The organism is Candidatus Methylopumilus universalis (assembly GCF_006364435.1).
In the GTDB taxonomy this organism is placed as follows: Bacteria; Pseudomonadota; Gammaproteobacteria; order Burkholderiales; family Methylophilaceae; genus Methylopumilus; species Methylopumilus universalis.
This window is the reverse complement of record NZ_CP040977.1, coordinates 49400-72489: the sequence shown is the minus strand read 5'-3', so window position 1 is coordinate 72489 and position 23090 is coordinate 49400. Positions and strand designations below refer to the sequence as shown.

At 39.9% G+C, this 23090-nt stretch carries 24 protein-coding genes and 3 tRNA genes; 8 read left to right on the top strand and 19 right to left on the bottom strand.

Features of this window, described 5'->3' with window-relative positions; genetic code table 11:
* The first annotated feature begins 4 nt into the window (after positions 1-4).
* The 4 genes from FIT70_RS00380 to FIT70_RS00365 all read left to right on the top strand — a co-directional run bounded on the left by FIT70_RS00380 (position 5) and on the right by FIT70_RS00365 (position 1779).
* Positions 5-730 (top strand): lysophospholipid acyltransferase family protein, encoded by a 726-nt coding sequence (locus FIT70_RS00380; protein ID WP_139930271.1) that lies wholly within the window; start codon positions 5-7, stop codon positions 728-730.
* 69 nt (positions 731-799) lie between these two features.
* A complete protein-coding gene (locus FIT70_RS00375) occupies positions 800-1198 on the top strand; it encodes an MAPEG family protein (protein WP_139930269.1) in 399 nt (132 codons plus the stop codon).
* Between the two features lie 19 nt (positions 1199-1217).
* Positions 1218-1541, top strand: coding sequence for a rhodanese-like domain-containing protein (locus tag FIT70_RS00370; RefSeq protein WP_139866640.1), 324 nt, complete (start codon positions 1218-1220; stop codon positions 1539-1541).
* 1 nt (position 1542) lies between these two features.
* Entirely contained in the window at positions 1543-1779 is a 237-nt protein-coding gene (locus tag FIT70_RS00365; protein ID WP_028818118.1) for a sulfurtransferase TusA family protein, read from the top strand.
* Here the strand turns inward: FIT70_RS00365 and FIT70_RS00360 are convergent.
* The 6 genes from FIT70_RS00360 to FIT70_RS00335 all read right to left on the bottom strand — a co-directional run bounded on the left by FIT70_RS00360 (position 1771) and on the right by FIT70_RS00335 (position 6163).
* Entirely contained in the window at positions 1771-4572 is a 2802-nt protein-coding gene (locus FIT70_RS00360; RefSeq protein WP_139930267.1) for a valine--tRNA ligase, read from the bottom strand. The two genes, FIT70_RS00365 and FIT70_RS00360, sit on opposite strands and share 9 nt — an antisense overlap.
* 90 nt (positions 4573-4662) lie before the next feature.
* On the bottom strand, positions 4663-5409 hold the full coding sequence (locus FIT70_RS00355) for a HesA/MoeB/ThiF family protein (RefSeq protein WP_139872306.1): 747 nt from the start codon (positions 5407-5409) through the stop codon (positions 4663-4665).
* 75 nt (positions 5410-5484) lie between these two features.
* Positions 5485-5560, bottom strand: a tRNA-His gene (locus FIT70_RS00350).
* 15 nt (positions 5561-5575) lie between these two features.
* A tRNA-Arg gene (locus tag FIT70_RS00345) sits at positions 5576-5652 on the bottom strand.
* 63 nt (positions 5653-5715) lie between these two features.
* Positions 5716-5792, bottom strand: a tRNA-Pro gene (locus FIT70_RS00340).
* Between the two features lie 74 nt (positions 5793-5866).
* The gene (locus tag FIT70_RS00335) at positions 5867-6163 is read right to left on the bottom strand and encodes an EF-hand domain-containing protein (protein WP_189340241.1); all 297 of its coding nucleotides are present in this window, start codon (positions 6161-6163) and stop codon (positions 5867-5869) included.
* 136 nt (positions 6164-6299) lie between these two features.
* Here FIT70_RS00335 and folD point away from each other — a divergent pair, with 136 nt between their 5' ends.
* Entirely contained in the window at positions 6300-7154 is an 855-nt protein-coding gene (gene folD / locus FIT70_RS00330) for a bifunctional methylenetetrahydrofolate dehydrogenase/methenyltetrahydrofolate cyclohydrolase FolD (protein WP_139930265.1), read from the top strand.
* A gap of 499 nt (positions 7155-7653) precedes the next feature.
* Complete coding sequence (dksA, locus tag FIT70_RS00325) at positions 7654-8016, top strand: RNA polymerase-binding protein DksA (protein ID WP_049814329.1); 363 nt, start codon at positions 7654-7656, stop codon at positions 8014-8016.
* 67 nt (positions 8017-8083) lie between these two features.
* Here the strand turns inward: dksA and pnp are convergent, their stop codons facing one another.
* From pnp to tyrS, 8 genes are all read right to left on the bottom strand, one after another.
* A complete protein-coding gene (pnp, locus tag FIT70_RS00320; RefSeq protein WP_028818164.1) occupies positions 8084-10213 on the bottom strand; it encodes a polyribonucleotide nucleotidyltransferase in 2130 nt (709 codons plus the stop codon).
* Between the two features lie 176 nt (positions 10214-10389).
* Positions 10390-10659 (bottom strand): 30S ribosomal protein S15, encoded by a 270-nt coding sequence (gene rpsO, locus FIT70_RS00315; RefSeq protein WP_046486665.1) that lies wholly within the window; start codon positions 10657-10659, stop codon positions 10390-10392.
* 67 nt (positions 10660-10726) lie between these two features.
* Positions 10727-11629, bottom strand: coding sequence for a tRNA pseudouridine(55) synthase TruB (gene truB / locus FIT70_RS00310; RefSeq protein ID WP_139930263.1), 903 nt, complete (start codon positions 11627-11629; stop codon positions 10727-10729).
* A gap of 9 nt (positions 11630-11638) precedes the next feature.
* Positions 11639-11986 carry a 30S ribosome-binding factor RbfA gene (rbfA, locus tag FIT70_RS00305; RefSeq protein ID WP_317615392.1) on the bottom strand — a complete coding sequence of 116 codons (348 nt, stop codon included), beginning with the start codon at positions 11984-11986 and terminating at the stop codon, positions 11639-11641.
* A 2-nt stretch (positions 11987-11988) separates the two neighbouring features.
* Complete coding sequence (gene infB / locus FIT70_RS00300; RefSeq protein ID WP_139866627.1) at positions 11989-14490, bottom strand: translation initiation factor IF-2; 2502 nt, start codon at positions 14488-14490, stop codon at positions 11989-11991.
* A 39-nt stretch (positions 14491-14529) separates the two neighbouring features.
* Positions 14530-15996, bottom strand: coding sequence for a transcription termination factor NusA (gene nusA / locus FIT70_RS00295; RefSeq protein WP_139866625.1), 1467 nt, complete (start codon positions 15994-15996; stop codon positions 14530-14532).
* Between the two features lie 22 nt (positions 15997-16018).
* On the bottom strand, positions 16019-16459 hold the full coding sequence (rimP, locus tag FIT70_RS00290; protein WP_139869909.1) for a ribosome maturation factor RimP: 441 nt from the start codon (positions 16457-16459) through the stop codon (positions 16019-16021).
* Positions 16460-16605: 146 nt separating this feature from the next.
* Positions 16606-17805: a tyrosine--tRNA ligase gene (tyrS, locus tag FIT70_RS00285; RefSeq protein WP_139874117.1), complete on the bottom strand. Its 1200-nt coding sequence runs from the start codon at positions 17803-17805 to the stop codon at positions 16606-16608.
* Positions 17806-17913: 108 nt separating this feature from the next.
* On the opposite strand from tyrS, the gene FIT70_RS00280 reads away from it, so the two are divergent.
* Entirely contained in the window at positions 17914-19011 is a 1098-nt protein-coding gene (locus FIT70_RS00280) for an anhydro-N-acetylmuramic acid kinase (protein WP_139930261.1), read from the top strand.
* 65 nt (positions 19012-19076) lie between these two features.
* The gene (gltA, locus tag FIT70_RS00275) at positions 19077-20363 is read left to right on the top strand and encodes a citrate synthase (RefSeq protein ID WP_139866617.1); all 1287 of its coding nucleotides are present in this window, start codon (positions 19077-19079) and stop codon (positions 20361-20363) included.
* Between the two features lie 2 nt (positions 20364-20365).
* On the opposite strand, the gene erpA is transcribed toward gltA, so the two are convergent.
* The 5 genes from erpA to rpsI all read right to left on the bottom strand — a co-directional run bounded on the left by erpA (position 20366) and on the right by rpsI (position 23081).
* Positions 20366-20731 carry an iron-sulfur cluster insertion protein ErpA gene (gene erpA / locus FIT70_RS00270; protein WP_046486655.1) on the bottom strand — a complete coding sequence of 122 codons (366 nt, stop codon included), beginning with the start codon at positions 20729-20731 and terminating at the stop codon, positions 20366-20368.
* 15 nt (positions 20732-20746) lie between these two features.
* Positions 20747-21130: a bactofilin family protein gene (locus tag FIT70_RS00265; RefSeq protein ID WP_139866615.1), complete on the bottom strand. Its 384-nt coding sequence runs from the start codon at positions 21128-21130 to the stop codon at positions 20747-20749.
* A gap of 10 nt (positions 21131-21140) precedes the next feature.
* A complete protein-coding gene (locus tag FIT70_RS00260; RefSeq protein ID WP_139870916.1) occupies positions 21141-21506 on the bottom strand; it encodes a hypothetical protein in 366 nt (121 codons plus the stop codon).
* 12 nt (positions 21507-21518) lie between these two features.
* Positions 21519-22562, bottom strand: a complete 1044-nt coding sequence (gene argC, locus FIT70_RS00255) for an N-acetyl-gamma-glutamyl-phosphate reductase (protein WP_139930259.1) — start codon at positions 22560-22562, stop codon at positions 21519-21521.
* Positions 22563-22688: 126 nt separating this feature from the next.
* Entirely contained in the window at positions 22689-23081 is a 393-nt protein-coding gene (rpsI, locus tag FIT70_RS00250) for a 30S ribosomal protein S9 (protein ID WP_046486649.1), read from the bottom strand.
* Between the last annotated feature and the right edge of the window lie 9 nt (positions 23082-23090).

The window sequence follows — 23090 nt, the reverse complement described above, 5'->3', positions numbered from 1 at the left end:
CACTATGAATTTTATTTTTAAATCTATTTTGATGGCGCTGCATCTGCTGCTGGCGGTCATCCTTTGTGCCACCATGATTATTCTGCCAAGAAATATCACGCATCTTCTTATTCAGTTCTGGGCGAAACGTCTGTTACGTATTTTAGAGATTAAAATTACACTCACTGGCGAAGTCTTAAAGTTTTTAGGTAAAGATAGCTATCTTATCGTTTCAAATCATATTTCATGGCTTGATATTCCTGTAATCTTTTCTTTAAAGCCCGTCACATTCGTGTCAGCAACCGATGTCAAAGCATGGCCTATTATTGGAATGCTCGCTAAAATTTCAGGCGCTATTTTTATTGACCGCAATCGCAAATCAAATTTGCCTGAAGTCATTCAAGCGATGAACCACCATTTTAAAAATGAAAAACAATCGATATGTATCTTTCCTGAAGGCGTTACGTCAACCGGATACCAAGTGCTTCCTTTTAAGAGCAGCTTATTTCAATCGGCCTTTGAGGCTGACAAATTACTTTTGCCTCTCTCAATCAAGTATAAAGAGAATAACGTACTGACAAATCGTACGAGTTTTCATGGCGCTACGAGTCTGCTCCAATCATTTAAGCGAGTTGCTAAATCTAATCGAATCGAGGTCGTGGTAGATATTGGGCATCCCATCAAACCCTCACAATCAAGAAAAGATCTGTCCCTCAAACTTCAAGAAGCTATTGCACTAAAAATTAACTAACTGCCCATTTATACAGCACTTGTCTCGATGTTATAATGAAGGCATCTTAGATTATTTAATTTAAACATCATGTTAAAACTTACTGCTATTTACGCCGCTATTCTTACCTTTGTATACGTTAAATTAACATTAAACGTCATTAACTTAAGACGTCAAAATGAAGTGTCTTTGGGTGATGGCGGTCGAGAAGACTTACAGCAAGCGATTCGTTCACACGGAAACTTTGCGGAATATGTTCCTTTAGGTCTCATTCTCTTAGGATGCCTTGAAGCCAACCATATTCATTGGACGATTGTTTTGCTTTTAGGTGGTGTATTTACTACGGGCCGACTTTTTTATGCAAAAGCTTTTCTGGAAGCAACACCCAATATCGATCTTAGAGTGAAGGGTATGAAATTCACACTCTGGGGTCTTCAAGCGCTTGCTGCAACAAATGTCATTGCGCTGATCATTCAAATAATTCTTTAATATTTAAACTTCTATCCTCATGAGTTCTTTTATGACTATTGATGCCGCAACCTTACACGGCATGATCAAGCAAGATAATTTAGTTTTAATTGATGTAAGAAATGATGATGAAGTTGCAAGGGGTATTATTCAAGGCGCGCAGCATATTCCACTTGTAAGCCTTCCTCAGGCTTTCGACAAACTTTCCAAAAAATCGAGTATTGTTTTTTATTGTCATAGTGGCGTTCGCTCTGCTCACGCTGCATCTTATTTAGCTGAACATGATTATCATGATGTGTATAACTTAGCAGGCGGTGTTATTGCTTGGGCAAATGCCGGCTACACTTTCTCAGCACTTAAATAATATGCATTATGATTATGAAGTAGACGCAACTGGACTTAAATGTCCTCTTCCCATATTGCGATGCAAAAAAGGTTTGAATGAAATTAAATCTGATCAGGTCTTAAAAATTATTGCCACAGACCCTGGAAGTAAAAAAGATTTTGATGCATTCTGTCGCCAGACCGGGCATGAGCTTTTATCTCTTCAAGATGAAGATGGTGCTATTACTTTCTTTATCAAGAAACGTCGTTTAAGCTAACTTTTTTAGTTGCCCATTTAACTTTTCAAAGCTTTCCTCGAACTCTTCTAAACGTTTTTTTTCTTGTCTTACCACTGCCTCAGGAGCTTTATCTATAAAGCTGGCATTTTCTAGCTTACCTTTAGCTTTTTGGATTTCAATTTGAATCCGATTAAGCTCTTTTGTAATTCTTTCCTTTTCTTCTGCGGCGTTCACCTCAACCTTAAGCATTAATTTAAAGTCCTTGACTAACATCACTGGAGCATCGATGGCTGGAAGTTCTTCCACAATTTCAACATCAGTTAATTTAGCGAGTGCTTTAAGATATCGCGCGTAAATCTCAAGTGATTTTTTATGACCTGCAATCACAAGTGGAATTTTTTGTGCTGGAGAAATATTCATTTCGCCACGAAGTTTTCGGCATACATCTACCATCTCTTTTAAAATCGACATCCATTGAATACTTTCTTGATCAATTTTTTTGCTGTCACTTTGTGGATAAGGTTCTAGCATAATCGAAGGGCCTTTTTTCCCATTCATAGGGCCGATCGTTTGCCAAATTTCTTCAGTAATAAAAGGCATCACTGGATGTATTAATCGCAGAATAATCTCGAGTACACGTAAAAGTGTTCGTCGTGTTGCTCTTTGCTCTGCTTCGCTACCCATTTGTAATTGAACTTTAGCAACCTCAAGATACCAATCACAAAATTCATCCCATACAAATTGGTAAAGCTCTTGTGACAATAAATCAAATCGGTAATCTAGAAATGCTTTTTCAATAGCAGTTTCTCTCTGCTGCAATTCGCTCACAATCCAACGATCGGCTTTTGAAAATTCAAGATAACCATCGACGCATTCGCCAAAACCATTTTCTTTGCCTTCGCAGTTCATAAGAACAAAGCGTGTCGCATTCCATAATTTATTACAAAAATTTCGATAGCCTTCACAACGCTGAAGATCAAATTTAATGTCGCGTCCTGGACTTGCTAAACTCGCATAAGTAAAACGTAAGGCGTCTGTGCCAAATGCAGCGATACCTTCTGGAAATTCTTTGCGTGTTTTTTTAGTAATGGATTCGGCTTGTTTCGGGTTCATAAGCCCAGTTGTTCTTTTTTCAATAAGCGCTTCAAGAGAAATGCCATCGATCAAATCGATAGGATCCAAAACATTTCCTTTTGACTTACTCATCTTCTGACCTTCTGCATCACGAATGAGTCCATGTACATACACATGCTTAAATGGAATTTTTCCAGTAATGTGTTTAGTCATCATGACCATTCGAGCGACCCAGAAAAAGATAATGTCAAAACCTGTCACCAATACTGTCGAAGGCAAATAAAGATCGAGCGCTGGGTTGGATGCTTTTGGATAGTCAGGCGTCCAATCAAGCGTTGAGAAAGGCCAAAGTGCGGATGAGTACCAAGTATCCAAGACATCTGGATCACGCTTTAAATTTCCCTGATAGCCATCTTTTGCTGCTAAAGCTTTTGCTTCTTCCTCGTTATGTGCAACCCATATCTGACCTTCATCACCATACCAAGCTGGAATTTGATGCCCCCACCATAGCTGCCTTGAAATACACCAATCCTGAATATTGTTTAACCACTGGTTATAAGTGTTCACCCAGTTATCTGGGTAGAATTTAATTTCACCTGTCTTTACAACATCGAGTGCTTTTTCTGTAATGCTTTTTCCGTCATGCGTTTTTTTTGTCATCGCTACAAACCATTGGTCGGTAAGCATCGGCTCAATCACCACATCTGTTCTGTCACCTCGTGGAATTTTAAGTTTATGTTTCTCAGTTTTTATAAGAAAACCTTGAGCCTCTAAATCTTCTACAATTTTTTTACGTGCAGCAAAACGTTCTAGGCCTTGATAAACTTTTGGTGCTGATTCATTAATATGTCCGTCAAGTGTCAAAACACTTATCATAGGTAATTTATGGCGCATGCCCACTGCGTAGTCATTGAAATCGTGCGCAGGGGTCACTTTCACAACACCTGTCCCGAAGGTTTGATCTACATAATCATCTGAGATGATAGGGATATCACGATCACATAAAGGGAGCTTTACCATCTGCCCAACAAGCTTTTGATAGCGCGCATCCTCGGGATGAACCATGATAGCTACATCCCCCAACATCGTTTCCGGCCTGGTAGTTGCAACCGTTAAATGGCCTTCACCAGATGCGAGTGGGTATTGAATATGCCATAAGAATCCATCTTCTTCTTCTTGAACGACTTCTAAATCAGATACCGCTGTCTGTAATTGAATGTCCCAATTCACTAAACGTTTACCGCGATAAATGAGTCCCTCTTTATATAAACTGACAAATGTTTCAGTCACCGTTTTTGATAAGCCTTCATCCATTGTAAAACGTTCGCGTGACCAATCTGGCGAAGTCCCTAAGCGACGCATCTGTTCAGTAATGGTGCCGCCTGAATATGCTTTCCATTCCCATACTTTTTCTAGAAACTTTTCTCGTCCAAGGTCATGTCTTGAAATGCCTTCTTTATCAAGCTGTCTTTCAACCACAATTTGTGTCGCAATACCTGCATGATCAGTTCCGGGCTGCCATAAGGTATTTTCGCCCTTCATGCGGTGATAGCGAGTTAATGCATCCATCAGAGTTTGATTAAATCCATGCCCCATATGCAACGTTCCTGTCACGTTGGGTGGCGGCAATAAAATACAAAATGAATTTTTTTGCTTAGTATCTAAGCCTGCTTGATAGAAGCCTTTTGATTCCCAAAAATCATACCAATGACTTTCAATATCTTTTGGGCTAAAAGGTTTAGACAGATTATTTTCCATGAATAAAACACATAGAGGATTTGTTAAAGATTCATTTTAACATAGGGATAAGTGATATCAGGCCTCATGGCAGATGTCTGCCATAAAAAATCACTTAGAACATACGGTGCAGGATGGGTCTTTTTTAAGTTGGATATTTTTCCATTGCATGGATTTCACATCAAGCAATAGTAAGCGACCTTCTAAAGACTCGCCTATACCTAAAATAATTTTCATTACTTCAGCAGCTTGAGCAGTTCCAATCATGCCTACTGTAGGCGAAAAAACACCATTGTCAGCACAGCGTGTTTCATTGCGATCGCCTGTATCTGGAAATAAACAGTGATAACAAGGGCTCTTATCATGTCTCATATCAAAGACGCTAATCTGGCCCTCAAATCCTACAGCAGCACCGGAAACTAAAGGCTTTTTTAACTCCACTGCAATTCGATTAAGCGCATACCTTGTCGCAAAATTATCTGAGCCATCAATAATGACATCCACATCTTTTGCAATGACTTTCATACTTGCTTCAGTTTGTTTTTCTGTCACTGCAATAACTTCTACATCTGGATTAAGTAATTGAATAAACTGTTTTGCGGAAGAGGCTTTATTCACACCGACTGATTGTGTGTCATGAATGATTTGTCTTTGTAAGTTACTTAAATCTACATCGTCAAAATCACATATGGTCATTTTTCCAACGCCAGCAGCTGCGCAATAGATTGCAATAGGTGCGCCTAAACCACCTGCACCTACAATAAGAATATGACTATGAAGAAGTTTTTCTTGCCCCTGATACTCAATATCAGGCAATAAGATATGACGGCTATATCGAAGAAGTTGCTGATCGTCCATGCATGCATTAAACATTAATTAAAGTTGAAATGACTATATCGTCTATTAACTGTTGATTCAATGCATTTAAAAAACTGGGGTGGCTGATGGGGCTCGAACCCACGACAACAGGAATCACAATCCTGGACTCTACCAACTGAGCTACAGCCACCAATGAACTAAAAATTGGCCTGCCCGACAGGAATTGAACCTGTAACCCCCAACTTAGAAGGTTGGTGCTCTATCCAGTTGAGCTACGGGCAGCTTAACAACACAAAGCGTGTTACAGAAAATCCTTTTTTTCTATAAAAAGTAAGATGCTAAATCTGGTCGGGGTGGAGAGATTCGAACTCCCGACATCCTGCTCCCAAAGCAGGCGCGCTACCAGGCTACGCTACACCCCGAGGCCGAGAATATAGCCTAATTAAGGGCGTAGGTCAAATGAAGCGGCCATCTTAGCCCTCATGATTTCTTCTATTTACGCTGGTTTAGCGGCTTTTTTATGGCCTGATTTACCTTTTTTACCCTTACATGCATTAAGTTCTTCTTTGGACAATGTGCCATCACGGTCTTTATCCATAAGATCGAAATCTTCTTTGCAAACAACCTTTGCTTCTTCACGATCAAGCGTTCCATCACGATCAATATCCGCTTCTTCAAATGATTTTTTTGTATGCATTTTACAATGTTCGCCCGCACCATCATGTGCTGCAAAAATAGGTGTATTTAAACCAAAAATTAATCCCAGTGAAATTAACCAGACACTTTTCTTCATAGCCTTAAGCTCCTTTAAAAAATAATTTATATTAATCATACTCTTCGATACCTCTTCTTACAAAAGATTCAACCAGTATGGATATAGTTAAAAATTCAATATGTTAAAATGATGTCTTTTATTCATTGATCAATCCATGACAGCCAAGATAATTGATGGAAAATCGGTTGCTGAAAATCTTCTTCAAGATCTCAAAAAAGAAATTGGCGTGAGATCAAAAGAAGGTATTCGAAATCCGAGCTTAGCGGTCATTCTTGTAGGTTCTGATCCTGCGTCGTCCATCTATGTCAAAAATAAACGGTTGGCCTGTGAAAAAATAGGTGTGAAATCGATTGCTTATGATTTACCTAATGAAACATCTGAAAAAGAACTTATAACGCTTATTGAAACATTAAATAATGACGCCAATATCGACGGCATCTTAGTTCAGTCGCCTTTGCCTGCTCATATTAATAATGACGTCATTTTTGAGACTATTTCACCACATAAAGATGTCGATGGATTTCATCCTAAGAATATTGGTCTTTTAGCAATAAGGCAGCCCCAATTAAGATCTTGTACTCCATACGGTGTCATGAAACTTATTGAAGCCACCCAGCTTTCAACCCGAGGACTTGATGCAATCGTCGTGGGTGCATCCAATCATGTAGGTCGCCCTATGGGCTTAGAGCTTCTGTTAGCAGGCTGTACTGTCACTATATGTCATCGCTATACCCAACATCTCCAACAAAAAATTGAATTGGCAGACATCGTTATAGCTGCGGTTGGTATTCCAGGCATGATTAAGGGAAGTTGGATTAAACCTGGGGCAATTGTCATTGATATTGGCATTAACAGGCTTGAGAGTGGAAAGATTGTAGGTGACATTGAATTTGATATCGCCAAAACAAGGGCCGGTTTTATCACCCCTGTACCAGGGGGGGTAGGTCCTATGACGGTTGCAACATTAATGGAAAATACGCTTCTCGCACAAAAGCTATCTACCCAATAAATAGTCGTAAAAATAGGTCAATTACATCTTGCTTTCATAGTCGATCAGTGTAAACTTTCGCGATTATTTTCATTTGTTTTTACTTTAGGATTAAAAAATGGCAGTTAAAAAAGTAGCTAAAAAAGTTGTAGCTAAGAAAAAAGCTCCAATTAAAAAAGTAGTGGCTAAGAAAAAACCAGCGCCTAAAAAAGTCGTTGCTAAGAAAAAGCCGGCACCGAAAAAGGTTATAGCTAAAAAAGTTGTAGCCAAGAAAAAAGCTCCAATTAAAAAAGTAGTGGCTAAGAAAAAACCAGCGCCTAAAAAAGTCGTTGCTAATAAAAAGCCGGCACCGAAAAAGGTTATAGCTAAAAAAGTCGTAGTGAATAAAAAACCAGCGCCCAAAATGGTTGTAGCTAAGAAGCCTATCCCTGCAAAAATTGTCCCGCTTAAAGTTAAAGGCTCACCTCAAAAAGGCCTAAAACAATTTAGATCTTATGAAGCTAAAAAAGGTGAAGGCTATATGAGTAAAAGTCAGCTTAATCATTTCCGCTCGATTCTTAATGAATGGAAAGCGGAATTAAGCCAGGATATCGATCGCACTGTGCACACGATGCAAGATGAACTGACTTCACATGCAGATCCTAATGATCGCGCAAGCCAAGAATCTGATATGGCGCTTGAACTTAGAAATCGTGATCGTGAACGCAAACTTATCAAAAAAATAGATGAGACTTTAAGAAATATCGAAAGCCAAGATTATGGATACTGCGCAGGCTGTGGTGAAGAAATCGGTTTAAAACGTTTAGAAGCACGTCCTACCGCAACACTTTGCATTGATTGCAAAACGCTTGATGAAATCCGCGAAAAACAAATGGCGGGATAATGATTTGTTAAAATAAAAAACCCGGGATTCCCGGGTTTTTTATTGTCTTAAATCTATCTAAAACAAATTAGTCTTCTTTCTTACTTTCTGCTTTTTCTTCAGCAGGCGGCGGCTCAATCAGTGCTTTAGCACTTACGCGAACACGGCCTTTATCATCCACTTCAATCACTTGCACTTTAACTTTTTGTCCTTCAGACAAGAAGTCAGTCACTGCATTCACACGTTGATGTGCAATTTGTGAAATGTGAAGCAAACCATCTTTACCAGGAAGAAGAGATACAATTGCGCCAAAATCTAACATCTTAATCACAGTGCCTTCATAGATTTGACCTACTTCAATTTCTGCTGTGATTTCTAAAATACGGCGCTTTGCTTCTTCGCCTTGAAGACCATCCACACAAGCAATCTTAATAGTGCCATCATCTTCGATATCAATCGTAGCACCTGTTTCTTCTGTCAAGGCTTTAATCACTGATCCACCTTTACCGATCACTTCACGAATTTTATCTGGATGAATTTTCACAGTAATAATTCTTGGTGCAAATGTAGATAGCTCTTGACGGCTGCCTTTCATTTCTTTTTTCATGATCGCCAAAATATGCTCACGTCCTTCTTTTGCTTGGCTTAATGCAACTTGCATAATTTCAGTTGTGATACCTGTAATTTTAATATCCATTTGAAGAGCTGTAATACCGTCTTCAGTACCCGCTACTTTAAAGTCCATATCACCCAAGTGATCTTCGTCACCTAAGATATCTGTAAGAACAGCAACACGATTACCTTCTTTGATAAGACCCATCGCAATGCCTGCTACGTGGGCTTTGATTGGGACACCTGCATCCATCAATGCTAAACAACCGCCACATACAGATGCCATAGAGCTTGATCCATTTGATTCTGTAATTTCAGAAACGACACGCATCGTATAACTAAAATCTTCTTTAGAAGGCAGTACTGCAATCAATGCACGCTTAGCTAATCGACCATGACCAATTTCACGACGCTTAGGTGTGCCTACACGTCCTGTTTCGCCCGTTGCGTAAGGAGGCATATTGTAATGAAGCATGAAGCGATCTGAATACTCACCTTGAAGTGCATCAATAGTTTGCTCATCGCGACCTGTACCTAATGTAGCAACTACAAGCGCTTGTGTTTCACCACGCGTGAAAAGTGCTGAACCATGAGTTCTTGGAAGAACGCTTGATCTAATTGCAATCGGTCTGACTGTGCGAGTATCGCGTCCATCAATGCGTGGCTCTCCATCTAAAATTTGTGTGCGCACTGTTTTTGCTTCTAAATTAAAAAATTCATTTTTAATTTTATTAGTTTCAGCAGTATCTGTATCTTCAGTAATAAGCTTTGCGAATACTTTATTTTTAATTTCATCTAACTTAGCTGAGCGTTCGCCTTTTGATTTAATTTGAAATGCAGCATGCACATCCTTTGCCGCTAAATCATGAATCTTTTTAATGAGAGCTTTATCAGGCTCAGGAGCAACCCAATCCCATGGCTCTTTGCCAACTTCTTTAGCTAGTTCATTAATCATTTTAATCACAGCTTGCATTTCTTTATGACCATGAAGCACAGCGCCTAACATTACGCTTTCAGGTAATTCCTTTGCTTCTGATTCCACCATCAATACAGCCGAATCTGTTGCCGCAACCACAAGATCGAGCTCACTTTCTTTTAATTGTGATGCTGTTGGATTCGTCACATACTCTTCGTTAATATATCCGACGCGCGCAGCACCAATAGGTCCATAGAAAGGAATGCCGGAAATAGCTAATGCAGCTGAAGCACCAATAATTGCTGGAATATCAGAATCAATTTCACTGTCAGATGACACTACCATCGCTACGATTTGAATTTCGTTGTAAAAACTTTCTGGAAATAAAGGACGTAATGGACGATCAATTAGACGTGAGGTTAGTGTCTCTTTTTCGCTTGGGCGTGCTTCTCGTTTGAAAAAACCGCCAGGAATTTTACCTGCAGCATATGTTTTTTCTTGATAATCAACTGTAAGTGGAAAAAAATCTTGGCCTTCTTTTACATCGTGTCTTCCTACAACTGTCACTAATACCGCTGTATCGCCATAACTTACTAATACTGCGCCATCAGCTTGTCTTGCTATTTCACCTGTTTCCAGTGTTAAGGTGTGTGCACCAAATTGAATACTTTTCTTAATTGCTTTAAACATAATTTACCCTTTTCTTTTTTCATCCGCTATTCACTTCTTAATAACGAATACATTAACTAACATTTAACATCCAATAAAAAAGCCGACGCATCTTCCTTTAAAGAAGGATTGCAATCGGCTTCAAAACTTACGAATCAATAAATCTCTTAAACTAATTAATTTAAATAGTTAAAAAATTATTTACGTAAACCAAGGCGTTCAATCAATGATTGATAACGGCCTAAACTCTTACCTTTAAGGTAATCTAATAATTTTCTACGTTGACTTACAAGCGCTAAAAGTCCACGACGTGAGTGATGGTCTTTTGCATTGGTTTTGAAATGGTCTGTTAAATAACCAATACGACTTGTGATAAGTGCAACTTGCACTTCTGGGGATCCTGTATCGTTCTTTGCCTGTTGATATTCACTTACAACTTTGGCTCTTTCTGCTGCTGTTGATGCCATTTAATCTTCTCTCCTCATTCAGAACCGCGTATTTTAATTGTATTCTTTTGATTTAACAATATGTTTTTTATAATATATTTGCGATTAAGCGCTTAGGGAAAAGACGTCCTTGAAGGTCGGGCTGGCCCACTCCTAAAAACTGGCCTGAAACGCTGTATAAACGTAACTCTTCTTCATTTTTACTTATAAAATCAATGCTTTGCCCTTTTTTAATCAATTCTGTTTCAGCTGAAGTTAGTTCAATCGATGGTAGGCCTTCTAATAGAGCGTCTATGGGCAAAAGTACTTTTTCTCGAGATATCGAGTCCATAGCTTCAAGTGCTTCAATCGTCAGAGCCTCTGTCAATTGAAAATTGGCCGTTTGGGTGCGTTCCAAACCTTTTAAATGGGCACCACATCCAAGTGCGTGCCCTATATCTTCTGCCAAAGTTCGAATGTAAGTGCCCTTGCTGCAAGAAACCTCAATCGTCATGACGCTGCCTTGAAATTCCATAAGCCCGATGTCATAAATGGTAATTTGTCGAGATTTGCGCTCAATTTCAATACCTTGCCTTGCATACTCGTAGAGAGGTCTGCCTTCGAATTTCAATGCAGAATACATCGGGGGTATTTGTGTAATATCACCTATAAATTTTTGCAGTGTTTCTTTTAATTGAGCTTCATTGAAGACAGCTTCTTTTTTTGAAATCACTTCTCCTTCTTGGTCGCCTGTCGTAGTTGTAACACCTAATTGAACTGTTGCGATATAAGTTTTATTAGCATTAAGAAGGCGATGTGAAAATTTTGTGGCCTCACCTATGCAAATAGGGAGCAGCCCTGAGGCCATAGGATCAAGCGTGCCTGTGTGTCCTGCTTTTTTTGCGTTCAATAACCATTGAATTTTTTTTAAGGCTTGATTGGATGAAAATCCAAGTGGCTTATTAAGTAAAAAAACGCCATCAATCTCGCGCTTCGTGGACTTCTTTTGCATGGAAATAAATTACTGAGGAGGCAGTGCGTCTTTGATGAGCTGTGAAATCTTCATCCCCTCATCAATCGACGTATCATACACAAAATGAAGTTGTGGAATGCCGCGTGTTGCCATCCGTTTTGATAATTGCGCACGTAAATAACCTGTCGAGCGATCGAGGCCTTGCATGATTAAAGGATCATTAGTAGGGGAAGTAAAATATATTTTAGCGTGGAGTAAATCAGGGGTAACTTGCACTTCAGTAATAGTCAACATTCCCACTGCAGGATCTTTTAATTCTGACTGAATAAGCTCTGCGAGTTCGCGCTTGATTTGTTCTGAAATGCGATCACTTCTCGCATAAGAGCGATTCACCATGATTAAAGTTTACGCGCGATCTCAACAACTTCAAATACTTCGAGCATATCGCCCACTTCAATTTCATTAAAGTTTTTAATAGAGAGTCCGCACTCAAAATTATTTTTAACTTCTTTGACATCGTCTTTGAAGCGTTTTAATGAATCAAGTTCGCCCGAATGAATCACGACATTATCTCTTAAGACACGCACCATTGAGCTTCTTCGAATCACACCATCTTGAACATAACAACCGGCAATAGAGCCCAGTTTAGAAATTTTAAATACTTCACGAATTTCAACCATGCCGATGACGCTTTCTTTTTGCTCCGGTGATAACAATCCGCCAAGGGCCGCTTTCACTTGATCGACAGCTTCGTAAATAATACTGTAATAGTGCACATCGACTTCAAGTGAATCTATTAATTTACGGGCACCTGCTTCCGCTCTTACATTAAATGCAATGAGAATGGCTTTCGATGCACTCGCTAAGTTCACGTCAGATTCAGTCACTGCACCCACACCCATGTGAATGACATTTACTTTAACTTCGTCAGTAGATAATTTTTGTAATGATGTAGATAACGCTTCGTAAGAACCTTGAACATCAGATTTAATAATGAGCGGTAAAACTTTTACATTACCCTCAGCCATTTGATCAAATATATTTGCAAGTTTTGCAGCTTGTTGTTTTGCTAACTTCACATCTCTAAATTTACCTTGACGGAATAGAGCAATTTCACGGGCTTTGCGTTCATCATTTAGCACAACGACTTCTTCACCTGCATTCGGCACATCTGCTAAACCTAATACTTCAACAGGGATAGAAGGTCCAGCTTCTTTAATTTCTTTACCCGTCTCATCAAGCATCGCACGAATACGGCCAAAAGCTGATCCCGCTAACAATGTATCGCCACGTTTTAATGTACCTGACTGAATAAGAATCGTTGCTACAGGACCTCGACCTTTATCTAAACGGCCTTCAATGACAATACCTTTGGCAGGCGTATTTTTAGGTGCTTTTAATTCAAGCACTTCAGCTTGAAGAAGCACTGATTCAAGAAGTTTATCGATACCTTGTCCTGATTTTGCTGAAACTTCCACAAACATAGTGTCACCACCAAAATCTTCGGGCACCACTTCTTGCGCTACAAGTTCCATTTTTACGCGCTCAGGCGCAGCTTCAGGTTTATCAATTTTATTGATTGCAACCACTAGAGGCACATTACCTGCTTTTGCATGATGAATTGCTTCAATGGTTTGTGGCATCACGCCGTCATCTGCTGCTACCACTAGAATCACAATGTCGGTAGCCTTAGCGCCGCGAGCCCGCATTGCAGTGAAAGCCTCATGGCCTGGTGTATCTAAAAAGGTCACCATACCGCGGGGTGTTTCTACATGGTACGCACCTATATGTTGTGTAATGCCGCCTGCTTCACCAGAAGCCACACGTGTCGTTCTAATATAATCAAGCAATGATGTTTTACCGTGATCCACGTGACCCATGACAGTGACCACTGGCGGACGTGTTTCGAATATAGCTTCTATATTTGAATCTTGCTCGATCAGCGCGTCAGGATCGTTATCTAAGGCTGCAACGGGAGTGTGTCCCATTTCACCTACTACAATCATTCCAGTGTCTTGATCTAAAATTTGATTAATGGTCACCATCATGCCCATATTCATAAGTACTTTAATGACTTCAGTGGCTTTCACTGACATCTTATGTGCTAAGTCAGCAACCGAAATCGTTTCCGGCACATGAATGTCTCGAATAATCGGTTCAGTAGGCGCTACAAAAGTTGATTCTTCATTCTCTTCGCGAGATTTTGATTTTGATTTAGGTGAGCGCCATCCTGAGGAAGCGCTGGAGTCACCACGGCCTTTAAGCGTACGTTTTTTAAATTCACGATCGGACCAATCTTTTTCACTCTTATCCACTTGCTTTTCTTTGGTCTCAACTTTAACCCCTGCTTTAGAAGCGGGGCGATGAAGTGTGCCTTCACTTAATTTAGCTGCCGGGGCTTCATTCGCTTTCGCAACTGCTTCTTGTTTTTTTCTAATATCATCGGCTTGAGCTGCTGCAAGTGCTGCATGTCGCTTAGCTTCATCTTCTCTAATTGATAACTGTTCCTCACCAAGCACGTGTGTTCTTGTTGGAGCTTTAGCGACTGTCTCAACGGGTGCAGATTCCACAATAGTTGGTGTATCGACAGGTTGTCCATCTTCTCGTCTGACGAGAACACGTTTTTTGCGAACTTCAACTTGAATGGTGCGAGCACGTCCTGTGCTATCCGTTTTTTTAATCTCTTTATTTTGTTTGTGCGTTAAAGTGATTTTATTTTTTGGCACTTGAGTTTGGCCATGCTCTTTACGAAGATATTCGAGAAGCGCTGATTTATCTATTTCGCTTAATGAGTCTTCTGCTACTGATTTATTGACGCCAGCACTTTTAAGCTGTTCGATTAATAAATCAACAGGCAAACCTAATTCTTCAGCAAATTTAGTGACAGTTGATTGTCCCATTTAGTACCTCATAATATTCATCGTAGGGTGAATGTACCTTTAAACAAACCAAGGCGCTCTAGCAGTCATAATTAACTGTTTCGCACGCTCTTCATCCATTGAAGTCATTTCAACCAATTCATCTACAGCAAGATCTGCAAGATCTTCCATTTTCGAAATACCTTTTGAAGCCAGAAGGTTAGCCGTAGCGTCATCCATGCCTTCCATCGTGAGAAGGTCTTCTGCCGCTTCTTCAACTTTTTCTTCTTTAGCAATCGCTTCAGTGAGAAGCGCCGCTCGCGCGCGCGAACGAAGTTCATTCACTGTGTCTTCATCGAATGCTTCAATCTCCACCATCTCTTGTAATGGCACATAAGCAATTTCTTCTAGCGTGCTAAATCCTTCTTGTACAAGAATGTCAGCCACATCTTCATCCACATCAAGTTTCGCCATAAATAATTGGCTCGTACTTGCATATTCTTCTTCATTTTTCTTAGAAGATTCTTCTTCTGTCAGAATATTGATATTCCAACCTGTAAGCTCAGACGCAAGACGAACGTTTTGTCCATTTCGCCCAATCGCTTGCGCTAAATTTTCTTCATTCACCACAACATCCATACTATGCTTTTCTTCATCAACCACAATACTTGAGACTTCAGCCGGCGCCATCGCATTGATGACAAACTGTGCTGGCTCCATGGACCATAAAACAATGTCTACTCGCTCTCCTGCAAGTTCGCCTGTCACTGCTTGAACTCTTGATCCTCGCATGCCCACACAAGTGCCTACTGGATCAATTCTTTGATCGTTTGCTTTCACAGCAATTTTTGAACGCAATCCTGGATCACGAGATGCAGATTTGATTTCTAATAATCCCTCTTCAATTTCTGGCACTTCAAGTTCAAATAAACGCACAAGAAATTCAGGTGCTGTTCTAGATAAAATAAGCTGTGGCCCGCGATGACTTCTTTCAACGCTTGTCAGATAAGCTCTCACACGGTCGCCGATACGTAAATTTTCTTTAGGAATCATTTGATCGCGAGGAAGTACCGCTTCAATACGACCCACTTCAATGATGCCATTACCTCGATCCATGCGTTTGATCACACCAGTCACTAATTTTTCATTGCGACCTAAGAAATCTTCTAAAATTTGTTCTCTTTCCGCTTCGCGTACTTTTTGCAAGATGACTTGTTTTGCAGCTTGTGCACCGATTCGTCCAAACTCAATCGATTCGAGAGGAACTTCGATCGTATCGTTTTCAGCTTTGCCTTCAGCGCGAGGATCTAAAAGAGAAATTTGAGCATCTTCATTTTCAATGAGCTCATCATTTAAAAACGTCCAACGTCTAAAAGATTTATATTCGCCTGTGTCACGATCGATTTCTACGCGCACATCAATATCTTCTGTATTTTTTTTCTTTGTAGCTGAAGCCAAGGCTGATTCAAGTGCCTCAAAGACCACATCTTTGTTCACATTTTTTTCATGGGCTAAAGCATCTACTAACAATAAAATCTCGCGACTCATTTCAATCTCCGCAACTCATTTTCTAACGTTTAAATTCTGGGCTCAATCGAGCTTTATCAATATTGGATAAAGCGAAGCGATAGAGCTCACCCTCGCACAATAAAAGAACAGTATCTTTTTCTGTTCCATCAATCGTGCCTAAAAAATTTTTACGCGCATCTAAAGGCATTCTTAGCTTCACAGAAGCTCGCTCACCTTTAAAGCGTTCAAAATCAGCTAATTTCTTTAACACGCGATCCATACCAGGGGATGACACCTCTAGTCGGTCGTAATCTAAATCCTGCTCTACGGTAAGAACGTGACCTAAATGGTTGCTCACTAAAGTGCAATCATCAATCGTCACTGAATCAGGCTTATCAATATAAACACGCAAAAGCTTTCCTCGATTTGAAATCTCCAAATCTACCAATTCATAGCCGAGCTGCTGAACGGTTTTTTCAATTAATGTTTCAAGCTTTTCCATCTTACAAGGCTGATTTCCTAAAATTCCCCAAGTTGCAGAAACAAAAAATGGGCTTAAAGCCCATCAATATTTTCATGCCGAATTATATCAATAAATTCAGATAATTGAAATCAAAACTTCATTCAAAATCAATATGATCCATCACATTAAAGAACTTTAATCTTCGCGAATTTTCGCTTGCCCACCTGGGCCACAAATTCACTATTTTTAGAAATCATTTTTTTACCATCTTCAAGACGCTCTCCGTCAATTTTGATCCCGCCGCCCTCGATGAGGCGCATGGCTTCTGATGTACTCGCCACAAGCGAGGCCTCTTTAAGAAGCTGCAAAATGCCAATCGTATCTGCTTGAATCGTAATATTTACCTCAGGGACATTGTCTGGAATGCCTCCTTTAGAGCGTGTCTGGAAATTTTCTAGGGCCTCAATAGCCGCCTCTTTTGAATGAAAGCGCGCTACAATTTCTTGAGCAAAAGTGACTTTAATATCGCGAGGATTTTGGCCTGCTTTGACATTCGCTTTCCATTCAGCAATCTCATCCATTGATGTAAAAGAAAGTAGCTCAATATATCGCCACATTAATTCATCTGAAATGGACATAATTTTTGCGAAAATTATTTCAGGCGCTTCATTAATTCCGATGTAATTACCCAGCGATTTAGACATTTTTTGAACGCCATCCAAGCCTTCGAGAAGGGGCATGGTAATCACACACTGAGGCGATTGACCTGATTGCTTTTGTAACTCCCGCCCCATTAATAAATTAAATTTTTGATCAGTACCGCCTAACTCTACGTCTGCTTTCAATGCGACAGAGTCATAACCCTGAAGAAGAGGGTAAAGAAACTCATGGATAGCAATAGGTTGATTGTTTTTATATCGTTTACTAAAATCATCACGCTCTAACATACGAGCAACGGTATGACTTGCAGCTAATTTGAGCATGCCGGCTGCACCTAAATCAGTCAGCCACTTTGAATTAAAAACGACCTCGGTTTGATCGCGCTTTAATATTTTAAAAACTTGCTCAGCATAGCTCTCAGCATTTTTTTTCACTTCATCTTGAGACAAAGGAGGGCGTGTTGCACTTTTGCCTGTCGGGTCACCAATCATGCCCGTGAAGTCACCAATTAAAAATAAAACGTGATGGCCTAAGTCCTGAAATTGTCTGAGTTTATTTAATAAAACGGTATGGCCTAAATGAAGGTCAGGGGCTGTAGGATCAAAGCCCGCCTTGACTCTTAAAGGCTGACCTTTTTTAAGTTTTTCGAGAAGCTCTTCTTCTAGAAGAATTTCTTCGGCGCCTCGTTTAATGAGTGCTAACGCTTGATTGATTTCAGTAGCCACAAATATTTCCGAATGGTTTTATTGAAGTTTAATGATTGCCATCATTTTAGCCTAAATTATTTTACCAATATGGAAAATAGCGGAAATAAACCATTTACAATCCTACACATGAATGAATTATTTATAGGTCTTATGTCTGGCACCAGCCTTGATGGGATGGATGCTGTGCTTGTTAGTTTTGGTGACTCACCTCAAGACATCAAAATGATGGGTCATAGTTATGTCGCCTACGAAGATACATTGAAAAAAAGCCTTCTAGGGCTTCATTTACCATATACCAATGAGCTGGAAGATAGCCTCATTGCAGGCAATATAGTGAGCCAAAAAGCCTATCAAGCTATTGAAGCTTTGCTTAAAAAAACAGGTACTTCATCCAAAGATATCAAAGCGATTGGGTTTCATGGACAAACCATTCGCCATCAGCCACAAAAAGGCTTCACCTTACAAATTGGAAATCCTGCGCTCTTAGCTGAGCTTTGCCATATCAATGTGATTGCGGATTTTCGAAGCCGAGATATTGCAGCAGGGGGACAAGGCGCTCCCTTAGTGCCCGCATTTCATAAAGAAATTTTTTCGCACCCAACGATTCATCGCGCGATTGTGAATATCGGTGGGATTGCCAATATCACCATATTAAATCCCGAAACTTCCACATCAGGCTTTGATAGTGGACCTGGCAATATTTTATTAGATCACTGGAGTCAAAAGCATCTTCTTAAAGCATTTGATGAAGATGGTTCTTGGGCAAGGGAAGGTCAGCTTATTCAAATGCTCCTTGATGCATTTTTTAATGACACTTATTTTGAAAAAACTGCGCCTAAAAGCACAGGTCGTGATCACTTTAATGAAGCTTGGCTCAATAAACACTTACAAAAATCTTACTCCATTCAAGATATCCAAAGAACGCTATTAGAACTAACCGCATTGAGTATTTCAAACGCCATAAAAACACATCACGCAAATATCTCAGAAATTTATCTCTGTGGTGGTGGTGCTTTAAATAGTTTCTTAGTTGAGCGATTAAAGTCATTAATGCCTCAAGTAAAAATTCAACTCACGGATGCTCTTGGCCTGTCGACACAACATGTAGAGGCCGCGGCATTTGCATGGCTTGCGAAACAAACACTGTTTTCAAAACCAGGTAACTTACCTCAAGTTACTGGCGCTAAAGGCTTGCGCATTTTAGGTGCGCTTTATCCCATATAAAGATAGCGCTAGCAAAAGTGTTCTGAGAAGTTATAATTCATTAATAATTAATTTTATTTTCAAAAATGAAATCAACTAAAGTCACATTAAACTTCGATCAAGAATCAACATCCATAGAATTGCCTTTGGTAAAAAGTACTATGGGTAACGATGCGATTGATATTCGCCAATTAGGGACTCATCAAGTATTTAGTTATGACCCTGGTTTTATGTCGACGGCTTCGTGTAGCTCTGAAATCACTTTTATTGATGGCGAAAAAGGTCTTCTTCTTTATCGTGGTTATCCTATTGAACAACTTGCAGAACATTATGATTTTTTAGATGTGGCTTATCTCTTGATGCACGGCGAATTGCCAAAGCCCCAAGAAAAAGAAACATTTTCGACCACCATTACACGCCATACAATGCTCCACGATCAACTCAATAATATTTTTCGTGGGTTTAGACGTGATGCGCATCCTATGGCAGTCATGGTCGGTGTCGTAGGCTCTATGTCTGCATTCTATAATGATAGTATGGATGTCTCAGACGCCAAGCATCGTTTAATTGCGGCGCACCAATTATTAGCAAAGGTTCCTACGATAGCAGCATGGAGTTTCAAATATCGTTCAGGACAACCATTTACCTACCCGCAAAATCATTTAAGTTATGCAGAGAATTTTATGCATATGATGTTTGCAACGCCATGTGAAGAATACAAAATTAACCCAGTACTTGCTAAAGCGTTTGAGCGCATTTTAATTCTTCATGCAGACCATGAACAAAATGCATCAACTTCCACAGTGAGACTCGCGGGCTCTTCAGGCGCTAATCCTTTCGCATGTATCGCTGCAGGTATTGCATCTCTTTGGGGTCCAGCGCACGGCGGCGCAAATGAAGCTACTTTGAAAATGCTCGAAGAAATTGAGGATGAAAGTCGTATTGGTGCATTCATCAAGCGTGCAAAAGATAAAGATGACTCATTCCGTATGATGGGGTTTGGCCATCGCATTTATCGCAACAAAGATCCTCGTGCAGAAATCATGCGCAAAACCTGCCATGAAGTGCTAAATGAACTTGGTTTAAAAGATGATCCTATTTTCAAGCTTGCAATGAAGTTAGAACAAATTGCACTTGAGGATGAATACTTCATTGAGAAAAAGCTTTATCCGAATGTGGATTTTTATTCTGGCATTGTGATGCGGGCTATGGGTATTCCTAATTCGATGTTTACTGCCGTATTTGCGCTTGCAAGAACAGCAGGCTGGGTAGCTCAATGGAATGAAATGTTAGGGCAGCCTGGCAATAAAATTGGCAGACCACGCCAAGTTTACACAGGTAAAGCTCGGCGCGACGTTCCTAAAAGTAAGTAGTTTTAAGCTGAGAAGGAAGAACCGCAACCGCATGTTGTTTGTGCGTTTGGATTCTTAATAACGAATTGTGAACCTTGAACACTGTCTTGATAGTCGATTTCAGCACCCATTAAATATTGCAAACTCATAGGATCAATGAGCAAAGTCACTGAATCTTTTGTGACTTGCGTATCATCTTCATTTGTAGTTTCTTCAAATGTAAATCCATATTGAAATCCTGAACATCCGCCACCGCTTACAAATACGCGAAGCTTCAGCTCTGGCTGGCCCTCTTCTTCAATCAATGCCTTCACCTTTTTTACAGCATTATCTGTAAAAATAAGTGGGGTTGGCATTTCCATTTCTTTTGATTCAACGATTTGATTCATAATATTGACTCCTCATTATTTCTTTTTTTGTGACTGATAATCTTTAGCTACCTCTTTAAGCCGTCCATACACTTTAGCACCTGCGTGAATTTCTATCACCTTATATTCGATATCACCCATAATTCTAGCATTAGCATGAAGCTCTAAATATTCAGCACATATAATATTACCGTTCACGTCTCCGCCAATAATTGCCGTATGTGCAGAAATATTTCCCTTAATGCGGCTTTTATTACCCATAATAAGAGTACCTGCTGTGCCTGGAAGTTCAGTGAGGTTGCCTTGAATTGAACCATCCACACGAATACCACCTGAATACGTCACATTGCCGCGTACCGAAATGTCTTTATCAATAAGTGTATCAATCGTACGCGCTTTATTTTTTTTATTAAAAAACATGAAATTTCCTTTATCGTTTCTTGCCTACAATTTTTTCGTAAAAAAGAATGTCTTCTTTTAGCTTATTGTTTTCTTCTTGAAGCTTAGAAATATCGCCTGAAACTTTATCGCCTGAAATCGATTTGAGCTGGATCTCAATTTTTTGTTGTAACAACTGGCCTTGTATGGACTGATTCTCAGCTTCTAATGCTTCAATTTTTGAAATAAAGCCAATCACTGAACCGCCATTTAATTCCCAATAAGTAAATCCTGCGCCACCTATAAATGAGAATGCTGCAATCATCAAATAGGTGTGCCAAGAAGCGCCTGTTTTAATACGCATTCTTCGGCGGGTGACACCAAAATATTTGGTATAGGTTCGCTTAACTTTTCTCATAGAAACAACACTTTATGGCATCAAGGGCACAAGATCAAGTCCAGAAATCTCTGGAAAATCAAACATTAGATTCATGTTCTGAACAGCCTGTCCTGCCGCGCCTTTCACGAGATTATCAATGACAGATAAAATCACAACCTTATGGCTTCCTTGCGGCTGATGGATACTAATGCGACATTGATTTGAGCCTCTTACAGATCTTGTTTCTGGATGAGACCCTTTTGGCATAACGTCTACAAAAGACTCGTTTTTATATCTTGATTCAAAAAGTGCTTGTATATCTGTTTTTTTAGTAAGCGTTGCATAAAGTGTCGCGTGAATACCTCTAATCATAGGCGTTAAATGAGGTACAAAAGTTAAATGCACTGCTTGATTCGCAACACTGCTGAGTCCTTGCGTGATTTCGGGTAAATGTCTATGCCCCTCTACTCCGTATGCCTTAAAGTTATCAGAAGCTTCCGCCATCAATGCATGGACTTCAGCTTTTCTGCCAGCTCCAGATACGCCTGATTTCGCATCTGCAATTAAATCATCAAGATCAATCACGCCTGATTCAATTAATGGGATAAATCCCAATTGAATGGCTGTGGGATAACAGCCAGGATTAGCCACAAGTGATGCCTTTTTAATCTTTTCTCTATTCATCTCCGGTAGGCCGTAAACAGCTTCTTTAAGTAGATCGCTACATGAATGCGGCATTTTATACCACTTTTCCCAGACGTTAGCGTCTTTTAGCCTAAAATCAGCTGCCAAATCGATCACTTTTACCCCAGCTTTAAGAAGTGCTGGTACTTCTTGCATGGCAATACCATTAGGCGTTGCAAAAAAAACGAGGTCACAATTCGTTAAATTAGCTGCCTTCGGATCTTCAAATTTAAGATCAATGAGACCTCTCAAGCTTGGAAATAAGGTCGCAATCGATAAACCAGCCTCTGCTCTGGACGTCACAGCCTGAATTGTCACATGAGGATGTTTGACTAGAATTCTTAATAGCTCAACGCCGGTATAACCAGTTGCACCGACCACGCCTACTTTAATCTTGGACTTATTACTCATCACTTGGCACCTTTAATTTAAAAGAAGTTTTAATCCTTAAAAACCATACTAACAAAATTTATTTAACTCTATATAACAAAAAAGCCGCTTGAAAGCGGCCTTTTTGCTCTTTGGAACTTGAAACAATTAACGTTTCGAGAATTGTTTACGTCTACGAGCTTTTCGAAGACCCACTTTTTTACGCTCAACTTCGCGTGCATCACGTGTTACAAAGCCAGCTTGCGAAAGCGTACTTTTTAAATTTGTATCATAGTCAATCAACGCACGTGTAATGCCATGACGCACGGCACCTGCTTGACCAGATTCACCGCCACCAATAACGTTCACATTGATATCAAATGTGCTTAACGTGTTGGTTAAGTCGAGTGGTTGGCGAAAAATCATACGGGAGGTATAACGTGAAAAATATTCATCCGCAGGTTTGTCGTTCACAGTGATTACGCCTTTACCTGGCTTCATGAACACGCGAGCTACTGAGCTCTTTCTGCGACCTGTTCCGTAATTGTATTTACCTATCATAGTGTTTCC